Annotated in this window: 20 protein-coding genes; 9 read left to right on the forward strand and 11 right to left on the reverse strand. The window is 53.2% G+C overall.

Annotated features, from left to right (window positions below; all coding sequences use genetic code 11):
* Nucleotides 1-116: 116 nt before the first annotated feature.
* The 4 genes from rplT to SACSAC_RS02885 form a co-directional block, all read right to left on the reverse strand.
* On the reverse strand, nucleotides 117-476 hold the full coding sequence (rplT, locus tag SACSAC_RS02870) for a 50S ribosomal protein L20 (protein WP_037283275.1): 360 nt from the start codon (nucleotides 474-476) through the stop codon (nucleotides 117-119).
* Between the two features lie 32 nt (nucleotides 477-508).
* Complete coding sequence (gene rpmI / locus SACSAC_RS02875; RefSeq protein WP_037283278.1) at nucleotides 509-709, reverse strand: 50S ribosomal protein L35; 201 nt, start codon at nucleotides 707-709, stop codon at nucleotides 509-511.
* Between the two features lie 12 nt (nucleotides 710-721).
* Nucleotides 722-1219 carry a translation initiation factor IF-3 gene (infC, locus tag SACSAC_RS02880; RefSeq protein WP_037283280.1) on the reverse strand — a complete coding sequence of 166 codons (498 nt, stop codon included), beginning with the start codon at nucleotides 1217-1219 and terminating at the stop codon, nucleotides 722-724.
* Nucleotides 1220-1509: 290 nt separating this feature from the next.
* Nucleotides 1510-2748 carry a glycosyltransferase family 2 protein gene (locus SACSAC_RS02885; RefSeq protein ID WP_037283283.1) on the reverse strand — a complete coding sequence of 413 codons (1239 nt, stop codon included), beginning with the start codon at nucleotides 2746-2748 and terminating at the stop codon, nucleotides 1510-1512.
* Nucleotides 2749-3361: 613 nt separating this feature from the next.
* Between SACSAC_RS02885 and SACSAC_RS02895 the strand changes: the two genes are divergently transcribed.
* Complete coding sequence (locus SACSAC_RS02895) at nucleotides 3362-3889, forward strand: phosphatase PAP2 family protein (protein WP_037283288.1); 528 nt, start codon at nucleotides 3362-3364, stop codon at nucleotides 3887-3889.
* A 168-nt stretch (nucleotides 3890-4057) separates the two neighbouring features.
* Nucleotides 4058-5200, forward strand: coding sequence for a UDP-N-acetylglucosamine--LPS N-acetylglucosamine transferase (locus tag SACSAC_RS02900; RefSeq protein WP_037283289.1), 1143 nt, complete (start codon nucleotides 4058-4060; stop codon nucleotides 5198-5200).
* Nucleotides 5201-5696: 496 nt separating this feature from the next.
* Here the strand turns inward: SACSAC_RS02900 and trmB are convergent, their stop codons facing one another.
* A complete protein-coding gene (gene trmB, locus SACSAC_RS02905) occupies nucleotides 5697-6458 on the reverse strand; it encodes a tRNA (guanosine(46)-N7)-methyltransferase TrmB (protein ID WP_037283297.1) in 762 nt (253 codons plus the stop codon).
* A 289-nt stretch (nucleotides 6459-6747) separates the two neighbouring features.
* Complete coding sequence (locus SACSAC_RS02910; RefSeq protein WP_037283302.1) at nucleotides 6748-6933, reverse strand: hypothetical protein; 186 nt, start codon at nucleotides 6931-6933, stop codon at nucleotides 6748-6750.
* A gap of 285 nt (nucleotides 6934-7218) precedes the next feature.
* Between SACSAC_RS02910 and mnmL the strand changes: the two genes are divergently transcribed.
* The 3 genes from mnmL (at nucleotide 7219) to SACSAC_RS02925 (ending at nucleotide 10186) form a co-directional block, all read left to right on the forward strand.
* The gene (mnmL, locus tag SACSAC_RS02915; protein ID WP_037283306.1) at nucleotides 7219-8187 is read left to right on the forward strand and encodes a tRNA modification radical SAM protein MnmL/YtqA; all 969 of its coding nucleotides are present in this window, start codon (nucleotides 7219-7221) and stop codon (nucleotides 8185-8187) included.
* Nucleotides 8188-8191: 4 nt separating this feature from the next.
* A complete protein-coding gene (mnmM, locus tag SACSAC_RS02920) occupies nucleotides 8192-8776 on the forward strand; it encodes a tRNA 5-(aminomethyl)-2-thiouridylate-methyltransferase MnmM (RefSeq protein ID WP_037283309.1) in 585 nt (194 codons plus the stop codon).
* A gap of 420 nt (nucleotides 8777-9196) precedes the next feature.
* The gene (locus tag SACSAC_RS02925; RefSeq protein WP_051506817.1) at nucleotides 9197-10186 is read left to right on the forward strand and encodes an alpha/beta fold hydrolase; all 990 of its coding nucleotides are present in this window, start codon (nucleotides 9197-9199) and stop codon (nucleotides 10184-10186) included.
* An 84-nt stretch (nucleotides 10187-10270) separates the two neighbouring features.
* On the opposite strand, the gene recQ is transcribed toward SACSAC_RS02925, so the two are convergent.
* Nucleotides 10271-12214 (reverse strand): DNA helicase RecQ, encoded by a 1944-nt coding sequence (gene recQ / locus SACSAC_RS02930; protein WP_037283313.1) that lies wholly within the window; start codon nucleotides 12212-12214, stop codon nucleotides 10271-10273.
* Between the two features lie 483 nt (nucleotides 12215-12697).
* Between recQ and SACSAC_RS02935 the strand changes: the two genes are divergently transcribed.
* On the forward strand, nucleotides 12698-13135 hold the full coding sequence (locus tag SACSAC_RS02935) for a carboxymuconolactone decarboxylase family protein (RefSeq protein WP_037283316.1): 438 nt from the start codon (nucleotides 12698-12700) through the stop codon (nucleotides 13133-13135).
* Between the two features lie 215 nt (nucleotides 13136-13350).
* Nucleotides 13351-14331, forward strand: a complete 981-nt coding sequence (locus tag SACSAC_RS02940) for an RluA family pseudouridine synthase (RefSeq protein WP_037283318.1) — start codon at nucleotides 13351-13353, stop codon at nucleotides 14329-14331.
* 137 nt (nucleotides 14332-14468) lie between these two features.
* Here the strand turns inward: SACSAC_RS02940 and SACSAC_RS02945 are convergent, their stop codons facing one another.
* From SACSAC_RS02945 to SACSAC_RS02960, 4 genes are all read right to left on the reverse strand, one after another.
* Nucleotides 14469-16112 (reverse strand): hypothetical protein, encoded by a 1644-nt coding sequence (locus SACSAC_RS02945; RefSeq protein WP_037283321.1) that lies wholly within the window; start codon nucleotides 16110-16112, stop codon nucleotides 14469-14471.
* A gap of 27 nt (nucleotides 16113-16139) precedes the next feature.
* Entirely contained in the window at nucleotides 16140-16754 is a 615-nt protein-coding gene (locus SACSAC_RS02950; protein WP_342666438.1) for a hypothetical protein, read from the reverse strand.
* A complete protein-coding gene (locus tag SACSAC_RS02955; protein WP_037283323.1) occupies nucleotides 16751-17395 on the reverse strand; it encodes a cyclodeaminase/cyclohydrolase family protein in 645 nt (214 codons plus the stop codon). Before SACSAC_RS02955 ends, SACSAC_RS02950 begins: the two co-directional genes overlap by 4 nt.
* Nucleotides 17396-17463: 68 nt before the next feature.
* Nucleotides 17464-17880, reverse strand: coding sequence for a DMT family transporter (locus SACSAC_RS02960; protein ID WP_084777887.1), 417 nt, complete (start codon nucleotides 17878-17880; stop codon nucleotides 17464-17466).
* A gap of 111 nt (nucleotides 17881-17991) precedes the next feature.
* Between SACSAC_RS02960 and SACSAC_RS02965 the strand changes: the two genes are divergently transcribed.
* Nucleotides 17992-18192, forward strand: coding sequence for a hypothetical protein (locus SACSAC_RS02965; protein WP_037283325.1), 201 nt, complete (start codon nucleotides 17992-17994; stop codon nucleotides 18190-18192).
* Between the two features lie 242 nt (nucleotides 18193-18434).
* Nucleotides 18435-19436: a Gfo/Idh/MocA family protein gene (locus SACSAC_RS02970; RefSeq protein ID WP_037283329.1), complete on the forward strand. Its 1002-nt coding sequence runs from the start codon at nucleotides 18435-18437 to the stop codon at nucleotides 19434-19436.
* Nucleotides 19437-19545 lie beyond the last annotated feature (109 nt).

Consider the following 19545-nt stretch of genomic DNA (forward strand, 5'->3'; position numbering starts at 1 on the left):
GAAACATCGCCTAAACGCTTTACCGTAATGAATCAAACCTATAATAGATGAAGATAAAAAAAAGATCCCCCATTACGAAATTAGATTTCGAATGAAGGATCTTGCCTACGCTTATATTAAGCGTTGATTTTTTCTTTTGCTGCGGATGCCAGTGTGTTGAACGCCGTAAGGTCGTTAACAGCCAGCTCAGCCAGCATTTTACGGTTCACGTCGATACCCGCCAATTTCAGGCCGTGCATCATTTTGCTGTACGACAAACCGTTTTGACGTGCAGCCGCGTTGATACGAACGATCCACAGTTTGCGGAAGTTGCGTTTTGTCTGACGACGATCGCGGTAAGCATAGATCAGGGATTTGTTAACTTGCTCTTTTGCTGTTTTAAAAATGCGGTGTTTGGAACCGAAATAACCTTTTGCCAGCTTCAGTACTTTTTTATGACGACGACGCGTCACGAAACCGCCTTTAACTCTTGCCATATCTAAAGACCTCCCAGTCGATTATGTTGAAACTATTTGAGTTGCTTGAGTTGTTGTGCCAGACGTCTAACGTCGCCTTGAGCCATCAGATGATCGGCTTTCAGGTTACGCTTAGCGCGCTTGGATTTGTGCGAGAGCAGGTGGTTTTTGTGCGAGCTGTAACGCGTCACTTTACCTGTACCTGTGATTTTGAAACGGCCTTTCAGACTGCTGTGTGTTTTCATTTTAGGCATTTTACTTTCCCCCTATTGGTTTTTCGGAGCCAAAATCATAATCATGCTGCGGCCTTCGAGCTTCGGTTGACGATCGACGATCGAAATTTCCGCAACTTCGTCCCGTACGCGTTCCAGCACTCTTTGACCAAGCGAAGCGTGCGTGATCTCGCGGCCGCGGAAACGCACGGAGCATTTCACTTTGTCGCCGGCTTCAAGGAACTTGACCACGTTACGCAATTTCGTGTGATAATCGTGTTCTTCGATGTTCGCGCTGAAGCGAACTTCTTTGAGCTCGACGATCTTTTGATTTTTGCGTGCTTCTTTGTCTTTCTTTTGTTGCTCGTAACGGAACTTGCCGTAATCCATGATCCGACAAACCGGCGGTTTTGCTTGTGGCGCCATGTTCACCAAATCTAAATTCAGGTCCGCTGCCATCTGAAGCGCTTCACGAATCGGCGTAATTCCGATTTGTTCGCCTTCCGCGCCTACCAGGCGTACTTCGCGCGCCCGGATTTCCTCATTGATCATATGGTCCTTACTAATAACCGTCCACCTCCGAATCGAGTTTGTTGCAAGGGCTTATTTGCCCATAATAAAAGGGATACGGACAAGCTGTCCGCATCCCGGTGATCTTCAATCTTCATGAGGAAAAACTCTTCATAAACGATCGGATCGGGAACCAGCCGACATATACCGGACAGGTGAGAAGCGGAAGCTTCTGCTTTTGAATCCTAATAGTTAAACAACACTTGGACTACTATACCGGATAACCGGAAGATTGTAAAGTGTTTTTCGAAACTTTTTTTGCCGACTCCAGATTAGCTTTGTTCGCTCTGCATCTCATCGATCCGAACGACGCGAGTATGCTTAGTGTGGCTCCATTGTTTGTTGTTCTGCGTGAAGAACGCATAGAACGTAATCGGGAACCACGACAGCAGATAGATCGGGAAGAGCAGCATGTACGCGTACACTTTCCACGACTTCACGTTTTCCAAAATCATGGCTACGAAGAACACCGCAACCTGAGCCACAATCGCGACGGCAGCTACCCATAATGGAAGCAAGCTGTACATGGTCACGATATGAGGTCCGTTAAACAACGCGATGTCGCCGTACAGAACGGCCGTAAGAAGAAGGGTCAACAGTACGATGTAGACGTTAACCGCGTACAGCGCCATATCGAACTTCACGATGCTGCGATCACGGATACTCTGCCACAACAGCGGGAAGAAATATTTGCGCGCTACGGTAAAGTGTCCTTGCATCCAACGCAGGCGTTGTACGGAAGAAGCTTTGAACGTCAGCGGCTTCTCGTCGTAAATTTTAGCGTGGTAGTTGAACTTCGGGTACACGCCGCGTTTTACGCAACGCATCGTGAACTCCAAGTCCTCAACCAAGCTTGTCGCGCCCCATCCCATATCCTTCAGCAACTTATTGTCGAAGCACATGCCCGTACCGCCAAGGAAGTTGGCCATGTTCAGGTTGTGACGGGACAACTGCCACAGACGGTTGATGTACCAATAGGAAATCCCGTAAGCGGCCGTGATCCAAGAGTCGTTCGGGTTCTTCGTGTCGATATAACCTTGAATGACTTGCGCGCCCTTGCACAGATCATCGTTCATGCCGATCAGGAAGTCCGGGTGTGCCAGGTTGTCGGCATCCAGCATAACGATACCGTCATACTCGCGATCCAGCTTCCACAGTTCCTCCAGCATCCACTCGATGGCATAACCTTTGCCTCGAAGATTCGGGTTGACCCGAACGCAAGCGTTCCAACCGTGCTCGCGCACGATATCGGCGGTCTTGTCGGTACAGTTATCGCAAATCACGAACACATCGTACAGTTCTTTCGGATAGCGCAGCTTTTTGAGGTTCTCCATCAAAGCCCCGATCACTTCTTCTTCGTTATGCGCAGCGACCAAAATAGCGAAAGACTTTTGCGGCTCAAACGACTTTTCTTTTTTCTTTTTGTACAGTCCGAACAATGCAAATCCGAACTGGTACACTCCGATTACGGCCAGCAGCACCTGGAGCGTCATAAATATTCCTTGCAGCATGGTTGGTTGAACCCCCTTTTTTTACCCCTATGTACACAGTAAGATTGTTTTTTATTTTTGTCTTCTGTGCCTTGTTTTCCTTAGCGACCTTGAATGACCCGTTTTTTGTGTTAGGCTTGGCGTAAATCGTTCTTTTCGATTCTGGCGATTTTGCGGACATTTGTCAAAACCGTGAAATCGCGATGCAGGGCAAAAAAAGAGCGCCTTGCCGTCAAATTCATCACAGTGGCCTGCTGATTCGCTTCCGCATCCTTGTTTATCTGCGGTTTGCTCCGGCTTTTGCGCTTTTGGTCCCGTTTCAGCATTCTGAAATTCGGGGACCTGCCCACCTCCCGTTCTTCTCGCCCTTAATTAAACGCGAGAGCACTGATAAAAGTTGGGCAATTTCGGTTAATTTTTTTTAACCCTATTATAATTGCCTTGAATCATTGTATAATTCGGGGTTGATAGAGTCAAAGTTACAACCAGATGTGGAACTGCCGTTCGGCTTGACCGTAGCTCAGGCGTATTCAAAGAATAAGTAGCGTCTTGGGCAAGGGCAAGCTCCGGCAGCAAAAAAAGACAGCCCCGTCGCCTTCTCCAATCGCCCGGGCTCTTTATCCGGAGGGATGTTATGCGTAGTTTGCTGATCAAGCTGAGCCAATTGGACCAGCGCATTTTCAAATGGGTCAACGGACGTCTGCACCATCGCGTTCTGAGTGTCCTACTCTACTATTTGACCCACTTGGGCGGTGCCACGTTCACGATCACGGCAACCGTTCTCGCGTCGTGGCTCGCGCCGGCGCCGTGGAATTCCGCCGCCCTGCATTCGCTCGTCGCACTGGCTGTCAGCCACGTCCCCGTGGCCGTCGTCAAAAAGCTGTACCCGCGCGTTCGACCGCACCTGGCGTTGCCCGAGACGAACACATTCCGCAACCCGCTCGTGGATCATTCGTTCCCGTCGGGACATACGACCGCGATCTTCTCGGTCACGGTTCCGATCATGCTGCTCATTCCGTGGAGCACGGCCATACTGCTTCCGATCGCCTTAATTGTAGGAACTTCCCGCATGTACCTCGGTTTGCACTATCCGTCCGATGTACTGGCCGGCGGCGTGATCGGTTCGTTGACCGCTTGGCTGACGGTTGCATTATGGCCTTAAAGCGGCTATCGTAGAGGGGTATGAAGCTCGCTATTCGGCAGGTTTGCAAACCGCTCGAACGAACAGCCGAACCTGCCCGGGCGTTTGCCGGGCAGATCGAAAAATCGGCCCGTCTTCCGCGCTGCATGGCGTCGGCGACGGGCTTTTCCGAAAAAGGTGACGAAAAACGTGTCCAAATACAGAGTCCTGATCCTGTCGGAAGGCTTCGGCGCCGGACATACGCGGGCCGCCTACGCCTTGTCCGGCAGCCTTCGCAGGCTTTGCCCCGACGTTCAGACCCGCGTGCTCGAACTCGGAAGCTTTCTGAACCCCAAGGTCGCTCCTCTGTTCATCAATGCTTACAAAAAAACGGTGGTAACCCAACCTCGTTTCGTGAGCATGGTGTACAAACAGCAGTATAAAAAGTCGCTCAATCGTCTGACTACGCTGGCTCTTCATCGATTGTTTTACGCACATGCAAGAGAAGTCATCGAGCAGCTCAGGCCGGATTTGATCGTGTGTACGCATCCGATTCCGAGCGCGGTGATTTCTCGCCTCAAGCGCCTGGGCCTGCGAGTGCCTCTCTGCACGGTCGTAACGGATTACGATGTCCACGGAACCTGGATCAGCTCGGGCGTGGATCATTATCTGGTCTCTACGCAAGAAGTGAAAAACAAAGTTCTGCAGCGCGGCGTATCGCCTTTTCGGATCGACGTGACCGGCATTCCGGTGGATCCGAGCTTCTGGGAACATCCGGTCAAAGCAAGCATCTTGCAGGAAATGGGTCTTAAAGCCATGCCGACCGTGCTCGTGATGAGCGGCGGTTGGGGCCTGATGAACGGTGATGTACTGAATCCCTATCTGACCCGTTGGCGGCAAGACATCCAATTGGTCTTCTGCGTCGGAAGCAACGAAAAAGCGATGCGCAAGTTAAAAAAAGACCCCCGTTTCCAGCATGAAAACATTCATGTGATCGGGTATACGAAAGAAATCGACAAGCTGATGGAAGCTTCCGATCTGTTGATTACAAAGCCCGGCGGGATGACCTGCACCGAAGGCTTGGCCAAAGCCCTCCCGATGTTATTCCACAATCCGCTGCCCGGCCAGGAAGAAGAGAACTGCGAATACTTTACCAGCAAAGGCTGGGGAGAACGCTTGTCTTCGCTCGAAGTCGTCGGCAAATGGATGACCCGTCTGACGGACGAAGAACAATACGCGGAACTCGCGAGCAGACGCGCCGAGAGCCGCCGCAACATCGAAAAGCTCCGCCCAATGCAAAGCGCCAAGCGCATCATCGAAATCCTGGAAACGACAAACAAGGTGCCCCAATAAGCGTATTCGCTTGGGGGCGCCTTTCTTTATTGAGTTCCTGTTCGTTTTTTTGTGGGGAAGACCTGGGGGCGGCTCCGGGGGTGTTTCGTTTCGGTCGCGTGTTGAACTGGGGAAGCTGGATTGGAATTTTACAAGGAGGCTTCCCCAGTTCAAAGGCGAACGCTTATAGCATAGGCTTCCGAAGTGCATTTCTTCGAAATGCTTCAGCTCCTACACTGAAACACCCCCTCCGCCTCTCGGCCTTCCTTTTTTTCAAAAAAAAGAACGAACTCCATAAAAAAAGACGACCCCGCTCATGGGGTCGTGAAAGGATAAAATCTTCTTTTGAGGGTAAGGTACGCGACGAAGCGGAGGGAGAAATTCAGTTCGAGACGCCTTTGAACTTGGAAAACTTCCTTATCCAATTTAAATCCAGTTTTCCAAGAGAGACAGCGGCCTCGAACGAATTTCTCCCGCAGCGGCTCAAGCGCAACTCAACCCCTCGAAGAAGAAGATTTTATTCTTCTCCGGCCTCTTCAGCGGCCAAGGCGGCCCGTTCATCGGAGGAGATCCGGTACGGCTCCATTCGGATTTCGTCGTAGCGTTCCAACGCGCGCTCGCCGATCACGACTTCGCAGCGGTGGATGTTCATGCCTTTGCCCATGAATTTATGCTCATACTCGGTCATGACGTGTTCTTCGTTGATTCCGTCACGGTGCAGGTTCAGGCTGATATTGGTCATTTGCAGCCCCGAGTCCGCGAACGAGTTCAACGAGAATTCGAACAAGGTCTCCGAGTCGGTCTTGAAATGAATTTGTCCGTCGGTGTTCAGCACGCGCTTGTACATCTCCAAGAAACGCGGGTGCGTCAGGCGACGGCGGGCGTGCTTTTTCTTCGGCCACGGATCGCTGAAGTTCAAGTAAATGCGATCCAGTTCTCCAGGCGCGAAAATATCTTCGAGCTTTTCCACATTGGCGCGCGCCAGCATCAGGCTCGGCGGCGTCTCGTGGCCTTGCTCTTCCCAAGCCGCTCTTGCTTTATCGCTTGCACGGCGAACGAGTTCGTCGTACATGTCGATGCCGATAAAGTTGGCTTCCGGCATGCGTACGCTGGTTCCGCTGATAAAGCGGCCTTTGCCCATGCCCAATTCTACAAAGATCGGATGGTCGTTGCCGAACAACTCGGCCCAACGTCCCTTATACTGTTCCGGTTCGAGGACAACCAATTCCGGCTGTGCCTGCAGGTTTTCCAGGATTCCTTTTCTTCCGCGTAAACGCATGTCATTCCTCCGCTATAAAAATCTCGGCCCGGTGATCTAGGTATCGTCTTGCTTTCGGCCCAATAGTACGCCGATACGTCCTGGATCTGAAAAGATGCCGTAGCCTCCGCCTTATTGTGCCGAACTTCCCGCTAAAAGTAAAGATAAAAGCAAGCTGCATCCATGAAAAAGAAGCCCTTCGCGAAAGAAGGACTTCGTGGGACGACCCGCTGTTCCGAGCAAGCCGTCGATCTATGCCGGGATAATGATCCGGTTAACCGAAAAGGGGCTGACAGCTCCCTGTCCTCGTTTACTCCGTGCGATCCGCGGCAATATCGAATGTCTTTTCAAAAGCAGTACGAATTTTCTTGCGGGCATCAATTTCGATCTTATGACCGCTATGGAAACGTACACCGGTCAGTGCCAGCGCTTCTTCGCGAGTCAGCTCAACCGAGATTCTTTCTTCCGAATGATCCGGTGCAAATTGAGTCGTCATTGTCAATCACCTCTTCATTTCTATAGAATAATCGGCCTGTGCCGGGATAAAAAGAGAGCGTTACCATCGTTGATGCGACGCTGCTTTCCCGTCTTCCGATCTTGAGATAAATATAACACATCCATGTAATATTTATCAAGCGCAAAATTTATTTTTTTATCACTATTTTTAACGTTTCAAATTATTGTTCACGGAATCAACCTTTTTTACCGTACGCAATTTTGCTAAAATTAAAGATTGACTGATAGAACGTGTTTCCATATTGAAAGGAGTTCGACTTTTATTATGAGCATCTCTTCACCTACTTCGACTCTTGAACCGCAATCGCCCCTTTTATGGAGCGATAAAAGATTCCATACCTGGAACACCGAAATGCACGATCAATTCGGTGATAAAGTCTTCAAAGTCATGCTCGACGCCGGCTTCTCGTGCCCCAACCGCGACGGCTCCGTCGCCAAAGGCGGCTGCACGTTTTGCAGCGCGCGCGGATCGGGCGACTTCGCCGGAAGCCGTCGCGACGATCTGGTGACGCAGTTCAACAATATCCGCGACCGCCAACATCTGAAGTGGCCGAGCGCCAAATATATCGGGTATTTCCAAGCGTATACCAATACGTATGCCCCGCTCGAGACGCTGCGCGAATACTATGAAGAGATTTTGAAGCAGCCCGGCGTGGTCGGTCTTGCCATCGCTACACGCCCGGACTGCCTGCCCGACGACGTCGTGGATTATTTGGCCGAGCTGAACGAGCGAACTTATCTGTGGGTCGAGATGGGTCTGCAAACGATCCACGAATCCACGTCGAAGCTCATCAACCGCGCGCACGATACCGCCTGCTACGAAGAAGCGGTTGCCAAACTGCGCGCGCGCGGCATTCGGGTCTGCGCCCATATCATTTACGGTCTCCCGCAGGAAACGCACGAGATGATGCTGGACACCGGGCGCGCCGTAGCGAACATGGACGTGCAGGGAATCAAAATTCATCTGCTCCACCTGATGCGCAAAACGCCGATGGTCAAACAATATGAAGCCGGACTGCTCCGTTTCCTGGAACGCGACGAATATATTAAACTGATTGTCGATACGTTGGAAATTTTGCCGCCGGAAATGATCGTGCACCGGCTGACCGGAGACGCGCCGCGCGACCTGTTGGTCGGACCGATGTGGAGTTTGAAAAAGTGGGAAGTGTTGAACGGAATCGACGACGAACTGAAAAACCGCAATACCTGGCAGGGTAAATACTGGAGGGGCTGACGTCATGGGATTTGTATCGGTACTCAATTTTGCCCAACAGTTGATTCAAAAAAGGCTGCAACCCGGCGAAATCGCCATCGATGCGACAGTGGGCACGGGAGCGGATACGTTATACCTCGCTCGAACAGTCGGCGCGCGCGGAACGGTCTACGGGTTTGATATTCAACAAGCCGCATTGGACCAGGCACGAGCACGGTTGGAAAAAGAACAGGAAGCCGGGACGCGCCTTGCGGCTACGGAACTGGTACTGCGCAGCCACTCGGAAATGGCGGAAGTTCTGCCTGCCGAGCAGCAGGGCAAGATTGGCGCCGTGATGTTCAATCTTGGCTATTTGCCGGGTGCCGAGGACTTGAGCGTGATGACCGTTCCGGACTCGACATTGCCGGCTCTCCACGCAGCTCTGTCCCTGTTGCGTCCCAAAGGCATTTTGACTGCGATCCTGTATCCCGGGCATGAAGGCGGCGGCGCCGAAGCTTCGGCTGTCGAGCAATGGGCCGGCGAATTGCCTGTCACGACCGCACGGGTGATTCTGTACCGCCAGCCGCAAAGACCGGATGCGCCCTACCTGATGGCCGTAGAGAAGATATAAAAATTCACGCATGCCCTGACCGCATCGAAAAGTCGGGGTCATAGTCGGAAGTACGGGATCATCCCCGTACTTCCGGCTTTTTCTCCGTTTTTCGATCGTTGGACGGGCGTGCCCAAGTTACCTGATTGAAGCCCTGCCCCAGGATCAAATCCTCATTCCGATCCGATCAATCTGCTCAAAAGCGGGTATAGATCACCTAAAGGCATTAATTTCGAAACACTTGATCTCCAGCAAAAATCGGACCTATTCGAACTCAGGGAGGGACGACATGTTATGTTATTCAACCGATCGCCATTACAGTCACCTTCGGCTCGTCTCGAGCCCAAGCGCAAAAAAATAACGGCACCTCTCAAACCCAGACGTCAGCCCGTTAATCGCTCTCACCCCCATGAAACGGAAATGGAACGAACTTCATTTTTCATGCTGAGCGGTACAGACGAAGTCTCCATTTGCGTAAACGTCTGGCCGATCTCCAACCCCAAAGCCATCGTTCAGATCTCTCACGGCATGGGCGAAAACGGCGCAAGATATGCCGCACTCGCCCAAACTTTAAATGCTGCCGGGTACGCGGTATATGCGGGCGACCATCGGGGACATGGACGTACAACGGGCAACACGCCAGCCGGCCCGCTGCGTCAAGGTTACGCCGGTCCCGATGCGCTAAACGGAATGTGCCGCGATCTACTGACGATTGCCAAAGAAATCTCTCAACGCCATCCGGGCATTCCGATTATTTTGTTCGGGCACAGCATGGGCTCGTTTTTGACGCAGAAGCTCATGACCGACAACCCGTTCATGTATGCGGGGTTCATTCTGACCGGCAGCAGCGGACCTCGTGCGGAAATGCCTCTTCGACTCGGCCGCGCTCTGGCAGCGGCCGAAGCTCAGGTGCTGTCGCCTGCTTTTGCTTCACCGGCCTTGAATGCCCTCGTATTCGGTCCGTTTGGACGAGGACTCGGTCCGCGCCGCACATTCTTTGACTGGTTATCCCGCGATGCGGAAGCCGTGGATGACTTTATTCGCCGCTATGGACGAACCTTATTCAGTTGCGGATTCTTTCGTGACTTTTTCCGACTTCTGCTGGAGATTCAAAGGCCGGAACACGCTGAGCGTCTCGACCGATCCAAACCCGTATTGCTTTGCTCGGGCGAACATGATCCGGTTGGCGGCGCGGAAGGTCTGGCTAGTTTAAAAGAATTCTACGAGTCCGCGGGGATCGATGATCTGGAATGCCGACTGTATCGCGAAGCCCGGCACGAACTGGCTTTTGAGACGAATCGCGGTGAAGTGACCGAAGACTGGATCCGTTGGTTGGATCGCCGCTTTTCCCAGCCCAAACAACGACATTCCACATCGAAAGATGCGCAAGCTTCCAGCCACCAATCAGCACCGCTTGAAGCAGAACAGTAATCGCGACCTATTTTTCTAAATCAAAAAGACCTCAACGTTCGCTTTTACGCGGACACTGAGGTCTTCTTTGTATAGATAGATTAATTACGTCTCGTAATCTTCATAGTAAGCAAATAGATTCGAATCGTCCTCGGGCGGCGCCTCCATCTCATAATATCCGTCATCCGAGCCTCCGCCGCTTTCGGCATCGCCTTCGCGATTTTGGAAAAACTCCAGGAACGGCTGACCGTATTTCCGATATTTGACTTCGCCCACGCCTTTGATCCGCAGCATTTCAAACTCCGTTTTCGGCTTATGGACACTCATTTCGCTCAAAGTCGCATCGTTGAAAATGATATACGACGGCACATGCTCTTTGGAAGCCAGTTCCCGACGGATCAGACGAAGCTGCTCGAAAATGGTCACTTCCGTCGCCGAGAGTTTCACTTCCGCGCGCGGACGGCTGCTGCGCGATCCGGACGACGCGGCGAACGACGCTTTGCGCGCTTCGCGCTGGAACACCTGGCGGCCGCCTTTGAGCACTTCCGTGGCGAGCGGACGCAGCTTCACGACCGGATACTGCCCTTCGGTCAGCTCCAAATAGCCTTCCGACGCCAACACGTTAATCATATCGACGATTTCTTTTTCCGTTTTGCCGTTCAGCATGCCGTACGTCGAGAGTTGGTCGAATTTGTATTGCAGCACTTTTTTGTTGCGCGATCCCTTCAGCACGCCTGCAACCATCGAAGCGCCGAACCGCTCGCGCATCCGGTAAATGCAGGAAAAGATTTTTTGCGCGTCCACGGTAATATCAATGATCTCCCTGTCGTCGCGGCACGAGCTGCACGTTCCGCACGGCTCGTCGCCATGCTCTTCCCCGAAATAATCGAGTTGGGCGCTGCGCAGGCACCTTGTCGTATAGCAGTAATCGACCATCAGTTGCAGCTTGCGGTATTCGTTGTGACGCCGTTCTTCTTCTTGTCCGTTTTGCTCGATCAGGAACTTTTGCACGACGATATCCTGCGCGCTGAACAACAAGATACATTCGCTCGGCTCGCCGTCGCGGCCCGCGCGGCCGGCTTCCTGTACATAGGCTTCCATGTTTTTCGGCATGTTGTAGTGGATGACGTAGCGGACGTTGGACTTGTCGATCCCCATCCCGAAGGCATTGGTCGCGACCATGACCTGCACGTCGTCATATAAAAAGGCTTCCTGCGCGCTTTCGCGTTCATCGTCGGTCATGCCCGCATGGTAACGCCCGGCGGCAAGTCCTTTCATCGACAATTGGGAATACAGCTCGTCGACTTCCTTGCGCGTAGCGGCGTAGACGATCCCCGCTTCGCTGGCGTGCGTTTTGGCATAGTCGTAAATGTATTCTTTTTTGTTCTCGCCACGCAGCACGGAAAATGCCAAATTGTCGCGGCCGAGTCCGGTAACGAACATCTTTGCTTCCTGAAGCGCAAGCAGCCGGACGATATCGTCCATGACCTGCGGCGTCGCGGTCGCGGTAAACGCGGCTACGGTCGGACGGAGCGGCAGCGAATCGACGAACGGCGCGACGGAGAGATAACTGGTACGGAAATCGTGGCCCCATTGCGATACGCAGTGGGCTTCGTCGACCGCGACGCAATCGATGCGCAGATTCGCCATCTCGTCTCTGAACCAGTCCAGCTCCAGACGCTCCGGCGCGACATACAGCAGCTTCAGCTCGCCGCGCTGCGCCGCGCGGATGCGTTCGTTCACTTCGCGGCCGCTGAGCGTGCTGTTGATGTACGCCGCCGCGATTCCGTTCGTCACGAGCGCGTCCACCTGGTCCTTCATCAGCGAGATCAGCGGCGAGATGACCAGCGTCAACCCGTCCATCATGAGCGCCGGAATCTGGTAACAGATCGATTTACCGCCGCCTGTCGGCATGATGCCGAGCGTATCGCTGCGCGTCAACAGGCTTTCGACGATTTTCTTTTGCCCTTCGCGAAAATCCGGGTACCCGTAGTATTTCTGCAAAAGCTCGCCGGCCTGCTCCATCAGTTTGTTTTCTTCGATAGCCATTATGCAAAACTCCTTAAAGGGAATGCCGCAGTCGACATCCCCGTGTATTCGTTGCTTTCCAAGTGGCTTGTCTCACTTTAATAGCAGGTTTACGTTCGGCTGAAACGCACACGGTTCTAGTGCGATTCAGACGGGCGTAACCTTACATCTACTTGAGACAGGCCCTAAGCGCCCGGCTGGAAGTCCGTCTCAATGTGGAAGCTTCGGCAAGGGTGGCGCGGATCAAGATGCTTGCCCGATCGGCGCGCGGGACGCGTTCTTTCTATATTTTACCGGGCATCGGGGATTGGGGCAACCGCTGAATGCGAACGAATATTCTTTTTTGAAAAAGTGGTCACAAATAAGAAGGCGGGTTTGTCTTATTGATCGACAAGGGACAAAAGTTCCTGTTCGTTGGGGAAGCTGGGCGGCTGCGCTGAAGGACAGAACTTTTTGAAATGTCGATCGATTCGACAAATTTTAGGATAAGGGAGATTAAAAGATATGGAACAGCGAATGAACATGCAGCAGGTGCTGCCGGATGTGTATAAGAAAATGATGGAACTTGAAATGGAGATCAAGGCTACGGGGATCGATCCTACGATTTTGGAGCTGGTCAAGATTCGGGCTTCGCAGATGAACGGGTGCGCGTTTTGTTTGAATATGCATACGCAGGATGCGCGCAAGCTTGGGGAGACCGAGCAGCGGATTTATGTGCTTCACGCATGGCGCGAGGCGCCTTTTTTCAACGATGAGGAACGGGCGGCGTTGGCATTGGCCGAAGCGGTTACCCGGTTGGACGGTCACGGCGTGCCGGATGGCGTGTACGACGAAGCGATTCGGCAATTCGGGCGCGAAGGTACGGCGAAGCTGATCATGGCGTTGGTCGCGATTAACGGTTGGAACCGGATCGCGGTATCGACCCGGCTGATGCCGGTTTAACGGACGCATTAAAGAAAGATACCTTAATACAGGATCAAGTTTCGTTGCGCGGACAGCCTATCCAATTGGAAAGGGTTGTCCGTTTTCGTTATTCCTAGCCTTTTGGCGGCGGCTCTGGTATAGTGGACTCGGCGAATCGCGGCTATGCAAAAGGTTTTTGTGCATCGCCCGCGCTTGCGCCGAGATCCTTTTCCCAGAATGGAGTTCATCCGATCATGGCTTATACGAATAAACGGCCGGGCGGCAAAAAGCGCCCTCCCGGCGTCGCGAAAGATACGTCCTACGCTGCACGCGAACAAGCAAGAAAAGAAAAAGCGGACGCTCAATCCCGCAGTTTTACCGTCAAAGAATCTGCCGAACTGCTCGCTTTCCTGCTGGAAGCCATGAGCGGCACGGGCCGCAACTCGGTCAAGTCGATGTTGTCGCACGGTCAGGTTCGCGTAGACGGCGTAGCCGTTACGCGACACAACCACGAACTGCAACCCGGACAAACGGTGGTCGTGGGCAAAGAGCGCGCGAAGCCGAAAGCGAGACTCACCGGACTGCGCATTTTGCATGAAGACGATGACGTGATCGTGATCCGCAAAGAAGCGGGACTGCTGTCGATGTCCGCATCCCGCGAAGAAGACAATACGGTCTACCGCCAACTGATGGGACATATCCGCTTAACGGATGCGCACGGTCGCCTGTTTGCTCTGCAATTGCTGGAAAAAGACGCTTCAGGCGTGATGCTGCTGGCCAAAAATGAAGCGGCCAAAGAAGCGATCCTCGAACAATGGAGCAACGGAATCGCCAAACAAGCCTACACCGTGCTGGTTGAAGGCAAAGTGAAACGCGAAGCGGATACCGTCACGTCCTGGTTACGCGAAACGAAAACGCTCAAAATGTACGCCAGCCGCAAGGAAGGCGACGGCTTGCACGCGGTGCTTCATTACAAGCTCCTTAAAGCCGCCAGCCAAGTCTCCTTGCTCGAAGTCACGACCGACACCAACCGCAAAAACCAGATTCGTGCCCAATTCGAAGACATCGGCCATCCGATCGTCGGCGACAAAAAATACGGATCGACGCTGCGCAACATGGGTCGTCTGGGTCTGCACGTGCATGAGCTGACGTTCGTTCACCCGACCAGCGGCCGCACGACTAAGTTCGAGACTGAAGTACCGAAGACGTTCTTGGCGTTGTTCCAGGAAAACTAGAACCGCTATGGATAGACCAAAGCCCCCGACCTCTGCGAAAAAGCATAGGGATCGGGGGTTTTATTTTTCACAACGACTTTACGCCGGATATAGACAGGGATGAAAATCGCGTCCAGACTGTATCGGGTCTTGCTTTTTTAAACGACGTAATCCCCGAATCCAACCGCTTGCCCGTCGATCCGCGCCAGCGTCGTGCCGTCTTCGCCTCCAGCCAACTCCAGTCGACGGCTGTGCAGGCTTCGATAACTCGCGTTGCCTCCGTCTTCACCGAAAATCGGGGCACGCTCACGCATAAGCTCGGCAAAGCCTTCCAGATCTTCAACGTCAAGGCTCTCCGCTTCTTCCACGCTTGCCGCTTCGATCACGACTGCGTTGGATACGCCCGTGCTGCGCACGTTCATCCGGTCTTCTTGCTCTTCCGCTTCATAGGCATGTCGCAGGAACACTGCCAGATAGACACCGCCGACCAACCCGAACAAGGCTTGCTCGTCTCTTATCCATTCTCCTTTGGGCAGAACGCCGACGATACTCGGATCTTCTCTTTCCGGGACCGGATACAACGCCATGACCACGCTGCGATCCGGCAAAATGCGCGCATACGGACTTTCGTGTCGCGGATCGCCTTCGCTGTATCCTTCGCCCGGATGGAAGAAATACGCCTGGTTAACGCTGCTGCCCAACTCGTAGGACAGCGGAAGCGTCACGTCCCAGCGATGCTGTTCGTTATCGAATTCTTCCGATCGCTCCCACATCCCGCCTGCCGCATACGCATCGGTCAGATACGTGTAACTATGCAGTTCGCGGTCCGATCCGTCTTCAAGCGGCTTGAGCACTTTCTTTTTAACCTCGACGGGCACGAGACGATCCATCGCCGCGACCCGTGCTTCTTCCGGTGCTTCATAAAACAGGAATCCGGCGTATTCGGCGCGAACCAGCTGCGGCGGCAAACGAAAATCTCCGTATTGCAAATAATCGAACGCGACATTGCCGTCTTTGGGCGCGTCCGCGGACAAACCTCGCGCATGCGGTCCGGCCCAAGCGCCTCCGATATAGTGCAGCGAGCGCTCGCTCCATAAATAATCAAGCATGCTGTTCAGATCGGCCGTAATGTCCGCATCGTCCAGCAGCAGCCGAGCGCATGTAAAGGCCTGTACCCAGTGCCAGAACCAGGGCTGCGAACCGTATTCGTGCATGCCCCGTTCGCGAACGCGCGCAAGCAAAGCTTTAAGCGAACGCCGTCCGTCCTCCAGCAGCTCGTCATCTCCGTAAAACGACCCGAACAACAGCTTGGCCGCCGTGTATTTCGCTTCGTGATGTCCGTATTCCCGCAGCGGTTTGTCATAAAAACGACTATCGTACACGGCTTTAAGAGCCACTTCGAAAGCTGTTCGAAGATCTTCCGGCAAGGTCTCCCCGCTCCGTTCGGCAAAGTAAAGCATCAAACTGCCCATCAGCTCGACCGGAAGCGGGTGCGGCGATGCCTGCTTCGGATCTTCACCGAGTCCCAACGGCCAATGACCGTGCATCTCGCTTCCTTCCCCTCGGTCTTGCAGCTCCAAAACGAGGCTCAGCACTTCCTCCGCCGTAGCTTTTGCTTGCTCGCGATCAAAACGAACCCGAATATCCGGGTCGAGCGAAGCGGCGTGCAGATACGAGGCATAATAAAAATTGTTGCGGATATCGTCGTGGAACCATAGTCCGCTCGGCAGACGCTCGCGCGAAGCGGCCTGCGCCGCGACCTTCCCGACAAGTTGACGACTTCTTTTTTCCAGACTCAGCATATTACCGATTCCAACTCCTTTTCCGTACTAACGGCTGCTTCGTTTCGGCTTGAAGTCCCGTGCGCATGTTTCCAACAAAAAGCAAAACGAACGATTCTGTCCCAGCATAAACGAAGATAGATCATAACGATGATGGGCAGGCTCGTAGGCAACAAGCAGCCGACGCCCCATCCGTTGCGTTGCATATTCAATAAACTTCCTTGCGGATTCATTTTCCAACAAAATTACGTACGCATATAAGGAATGTTCTTCCGGCTCGTCGAGCGGGCTTACGCCTGCGCAGGAAAATTCGGTGACGATGCCGGCTTCGTTTAATAGCGCTAAAGCTTCCAATAACTCGATATCTACCTCAACACCATCCAGCAGACCGACCTTTTTCGGGAAACGGCGAATCTTTTCGCGTTCCGCCCAGCGCCCTAGTTCTGCTCTGCGCCGCTTCCATTGTTCGGCGGTCTGACTGCTGATGATCATTTCTTCCGGAATCGCTTGATCCGGTTGTCTGCCTTCCATGACGCTCGCTCCTTCCGCAACCCGAAGACCGGCAGGCCCGATCACTCCAACCTCCGGTCCGATCTTTCCATTATGCCATTCCTGAAGCGGCGGCGCCATCGTCCCAGGTACAAGAGACCCGATCTTCTTCAAGACTCCGATTGCTGCTGCGCCTCCTTTTCCATCGCCTGCATAACCTCGTTCAAAGCCAGCTCTTTCAATCGCTCGGCTTGAAGCATCAACCGATCCGCCCGATCGCCGTAATCTTCGCGCGCACGCTTATCGCTGCACGCGGGCAGATTGATCCGGACGGTCAAGTAGGCCGAACGAACCGCAGCTTCGAACATGACCACTCCGATTCCCAGATCCGACAGCACATGTTCGCGGGTGGCTTCGGCGATTCCTCGGGCGCTTCGAAGACCGCGCACGCCGACCTCCATCAGCTCCAGCGGAACTTCGATCGTCTTTTTGACGGCATGGACCAGCGATTCGTCTTGTTTCGACTCCGCTTGTTCGCTGACCTCGATGTATTCGGCGAAACCGCGTATGTCCGCCTTCATCAATCGCTCGCACTCAGCCGCGATTTCTTTCATTTCCCGCTCCGCGTCGTCGATGCTTTCGCGCTGCTCGGACGTGCGCTGACGATGCGACAACTGCGCGGCCATCGATGTCATCGCGGAACCCAGGGCGGCCGCAAGCGCCGATGTGCTGCCTCCGCCCGGCGTGGCTTTCGCGCTTCCGGCGCGTTCGGTAAATTCTCGGATCGATAGATCCCAAGGGGATTGTTCCTGCATGATCGTTCTCTCCTTTTCGGCCTGAATGACTTTCTCGATTTTATTCTCTTCTTATTACCCCGCTCCGATCATCGACGTCGCAGCTGAACCACGGTAATCGCTCCCAATACGACCGCGATCGCAACCCATTGATAAGCATCGAATATCTGCCCGAATAAAAGAACTTCAAGCAGCGCAATCTCGACTAACATAAGGTTATTGATCAAGCTATTGTCGGCTGCGGCCAGAAAGCGTTGACTCCAGGTCCAAAGCAGAAAAGCCGCAGCTCCGTTTACGATGCCCAAGCATAGTACGATCCCTACAAGCCCTGCACTTAAAATAGGCCTCTCTTCAAACATTAGGCCGGCTGCCAACAATATGGAGCCTCCGATTGCCATCGGAATCAAGGTTAGCCAAAAAGGATCGGCACGATCTTCAAGCAGCACTTTCCGATTTAGCGTAAGGTGCAGGGCGTAACCGATCGAAGACAGTCCCACAAATGCAATTCCGGGAAAAGGTGACCCTAATGGTTACAAGCCCCGATATCGCGGAAGCGTTGGGGGCGAAATCGGCTTACGCTGAAACGTATCTCTCCCGCTTCAATAAGCGGAGAAGAATTGCATGACAATCTCAATCCCGAATGCGTTTCGCTGACTTTTTCGTCTTACAATACGCCTTTGCATGCCGACGACTTGCAATGGATGAGCCAACGGTTAGTCGGATCGGGAATCGACTGTACGTCCATCGTTCTTCCTTATGAACAATGGATTCTATTTTCGGAACCTGCGGATCTATGGCTGGGCAAAGCTACGCGATAATCGCATCTGGGTTCCTCTCTATACTACATTTCAACGAACTCAATACGATAACTGCCTTAAAGGGGTTCGGTTAAGCGCGTACGCGTTTCCCGAATACCCGAATATATGGATGCACGCCTAAACCAAAGAATTCAAATTGCAAATAAGTAGCCAAAAAATGAATGCTAACTTGACCGTTCATGTTATGATGGACTGGAATATTATCGGATTTTTCAATACGTGGACTGGGAGTGGATTTATTCATGATTCGATTCGGAATGATCGGCACGAATTTTATTACGGAACGCTTTATCGATGCGGCGCAGCAGGCAGAAGGACTGGAACTGACTGCGGTGTACTCGCGCACGGAAGATCGCGCGCAGGAGTTTGCGAACCGTTACGGGATCGGGCTTACTTTTACGGACCTGGATGAAATGGCCGCTTCGGACCGGATCGATGCCGTTTATATCGCCAGCCCTAACTCGCTCCACGCCGAGCAGGCGATCTTGTTCCTGAAGCAAGGCAAACACGTGCTGTGCGAAAAGCCCATGGCCTCCAACGCTCAGGAAGTACGCGACATGTTTGCCGCGGCTCAAGCAAGCGGCGCCGTGCTCATGGAAGCGGTTAAGACGACGCTGCTGCCTTCTTTTGCGCTACTGCGGGAAAACCTGCATAAGATCGGCACGGTTCGGCGTTATTTTGCCAATTACGGCCAGTATTCGTCCCGTTACGACGCGTATAAGGAAGGCATGGTGCTGAACGCGTTCCGTCCGGAATTCTCCAACGGCGCGCTGATGGATCTGGGCTTGTACTGCATCTATCCGATGGTGCTTCTGTTCGGCAAACCGGAAGAGGTCAAAGCAAGCGCTTATATGTTGGAGTCCGGCGTTGACGGCGAAGGCAGCCTGCTCGCGCGCTACCCGGACATGGAGGGCGTCGTGACCTTTTCCAAAATTACCGATTCGCATGTGCCGTCCGAAATCCAGGGCGAGCTGGGCAGCATCCTGATCGACAAGATCAGCGAACCGCGCAGCGTGCAGATCCGTTATCGGGACGGCAGCGTGGAAGATCTCAGCGAACCGGCCGGCAAACCCGTGATGACCTACGAAATTCAGGAGTTTGTCGACGTCATTCGCGCGGGCGCAAGCGAGTCTTCGGTCAATTCGCACGCGTGCTCGTTGGCCGCAGCCGAAGTCATGGAAGAAGCGCGCAAACAGTTCGGTCTCGTCTTCCCCGCCGACCAAAAATACTCGCAACAAAAATAATCAAAAATTTGACTAATTTTCGCAGGATGTCGCATCGCTTCTTGGGGTATGATGAATGTGAGGACTTTCACGTACTTTTTTCCGGAAAAGGTACATTGATGAAAGCTCT

The organism is Saccharibacillus sacchari DSM 19268 (genome assembly GCF_000585395.1).
In the GTDB taxonomy this organism is placed as follows: domain Bacteria; phylum Bacillota; class Bacilli; order Paenibacillales; family Paenibacillaceae; genus Saccharibacillus; species Saccharibacillus sacchari.

Excerpts from the sequence above, each read along its gene's own strand:
- rplT (WP_037283275.1), bottom strand. The coding sequence starts at position 476 with ATGGCAAGAGTTAAAGGCGGTTTCGTGACGCGTCGTCGTCATAAAAAA.
- rpmI (WP_037283278.1), bottom strand. The coding sequence starts at position 709 with ATGCCTAAAATGAAAACACACAGCAGTCTGAAAGGCCGTTTCAAAATC.
- trmB (WP_037283297.1), bottom strand. The coding sequence starts at position 6,458 with ATGCGTTTACGCGGAAGAAAAGGAATCCTGGAAAACCTGCAGGCACAG.
- mnmM (WP_037283309.1), top strand. The coding sequence starts at position 8,192 with ATGGGATTTGTATCGGTACTCAATTTTGCCCAACAGTTGATTCAAAAA.
- infC (WP_037283280.1), bottom strand. The coding sequence starts at position 1,219 with ATGATCAATGAGGAAATCCGGGCGCGCGAAGTACGCCTGGTAGGCGCG.
- SACSAC_RS02955 (WP_037283323.1), bottom strand. The coding sequence starts at position 17,395 with ATGCAGGAACAATCCCCTTGGGATCTATCGATCCGAGAATTTACCGAA.
- SACSAC_RS02945 (WP_037283321.1), bottom strand. The coding sequence starts at position 16,112 with ATGCTGAGTCTGGAAAAAAGAAGTCGTCAACTTGTCGGGAAGGTCGCG.
- mnmL (WP_037283306.1), top strand. The coding sequence starts at position 7,219 with ATGAGCATCTCTTCACCTACTTCGACTCTTGAACCGCAATCGCCCCTT.
- SACSAC_RS02910 (WP_037283302.1), bottom strand. The coding sequence starts at position 6,933 with ATGACGACTCAATTTGCACCGGATCATTCGGAAGAAAGAATCTCGGTT.
- SACSAC_RS02940 (WP_037283318.1), top strand. The coding sequence starts at position 13,351 with ATGGCTTATACGAATAAACGGCCGGGCGGCAAAAAGCGCCCTCCCGGC.
- SACSAC_RS02925 (WP_051506817.1), top strand. The coding sequence starts at position 9,197 with ATGCTGAGCGGTACAGACGAAGTCTCCATTTGCGTAAACGTCTGGCCG.
- SACSAC_RS02970 (WP_037283329.1), top strand. The coding sequence starts at position 18,435 with ATGATTCGATTCGGAATGATCGGCACGAATTTTATTACGGAACGCTTT.
- SACSAC_RS02895 (WP_037283288.1), top strand. The coding sequence starts at position 3,362 with ATGCGTAGTTTGCTGATCAAGCTGAGCCAATTGGACCAGCGCATTTTC.
- recQ (WP_037283313.1), bottom strand. The coding sequence starts at position 12,214 with ATGGCTATCGAAGAAAACAAACTGATGGAGCAGGCCGGCGAGCTTTTG.
- SACSAC_RS02935 (WP_037283316.1), top strand. The coding sequence starts at position 12,698 with ATGGAACAGCGAATGAACATGCAGCAGGTGCTGCCGGATGTGTATAAG.
- SACSAC_RS02885 (WP_037283283.1), bottom strand. The coding sequence starts at position 2,748 with ATGCTGCAAGGAATATTTATGACGCTCCAGGTGCTGCTGGCCGTAATC.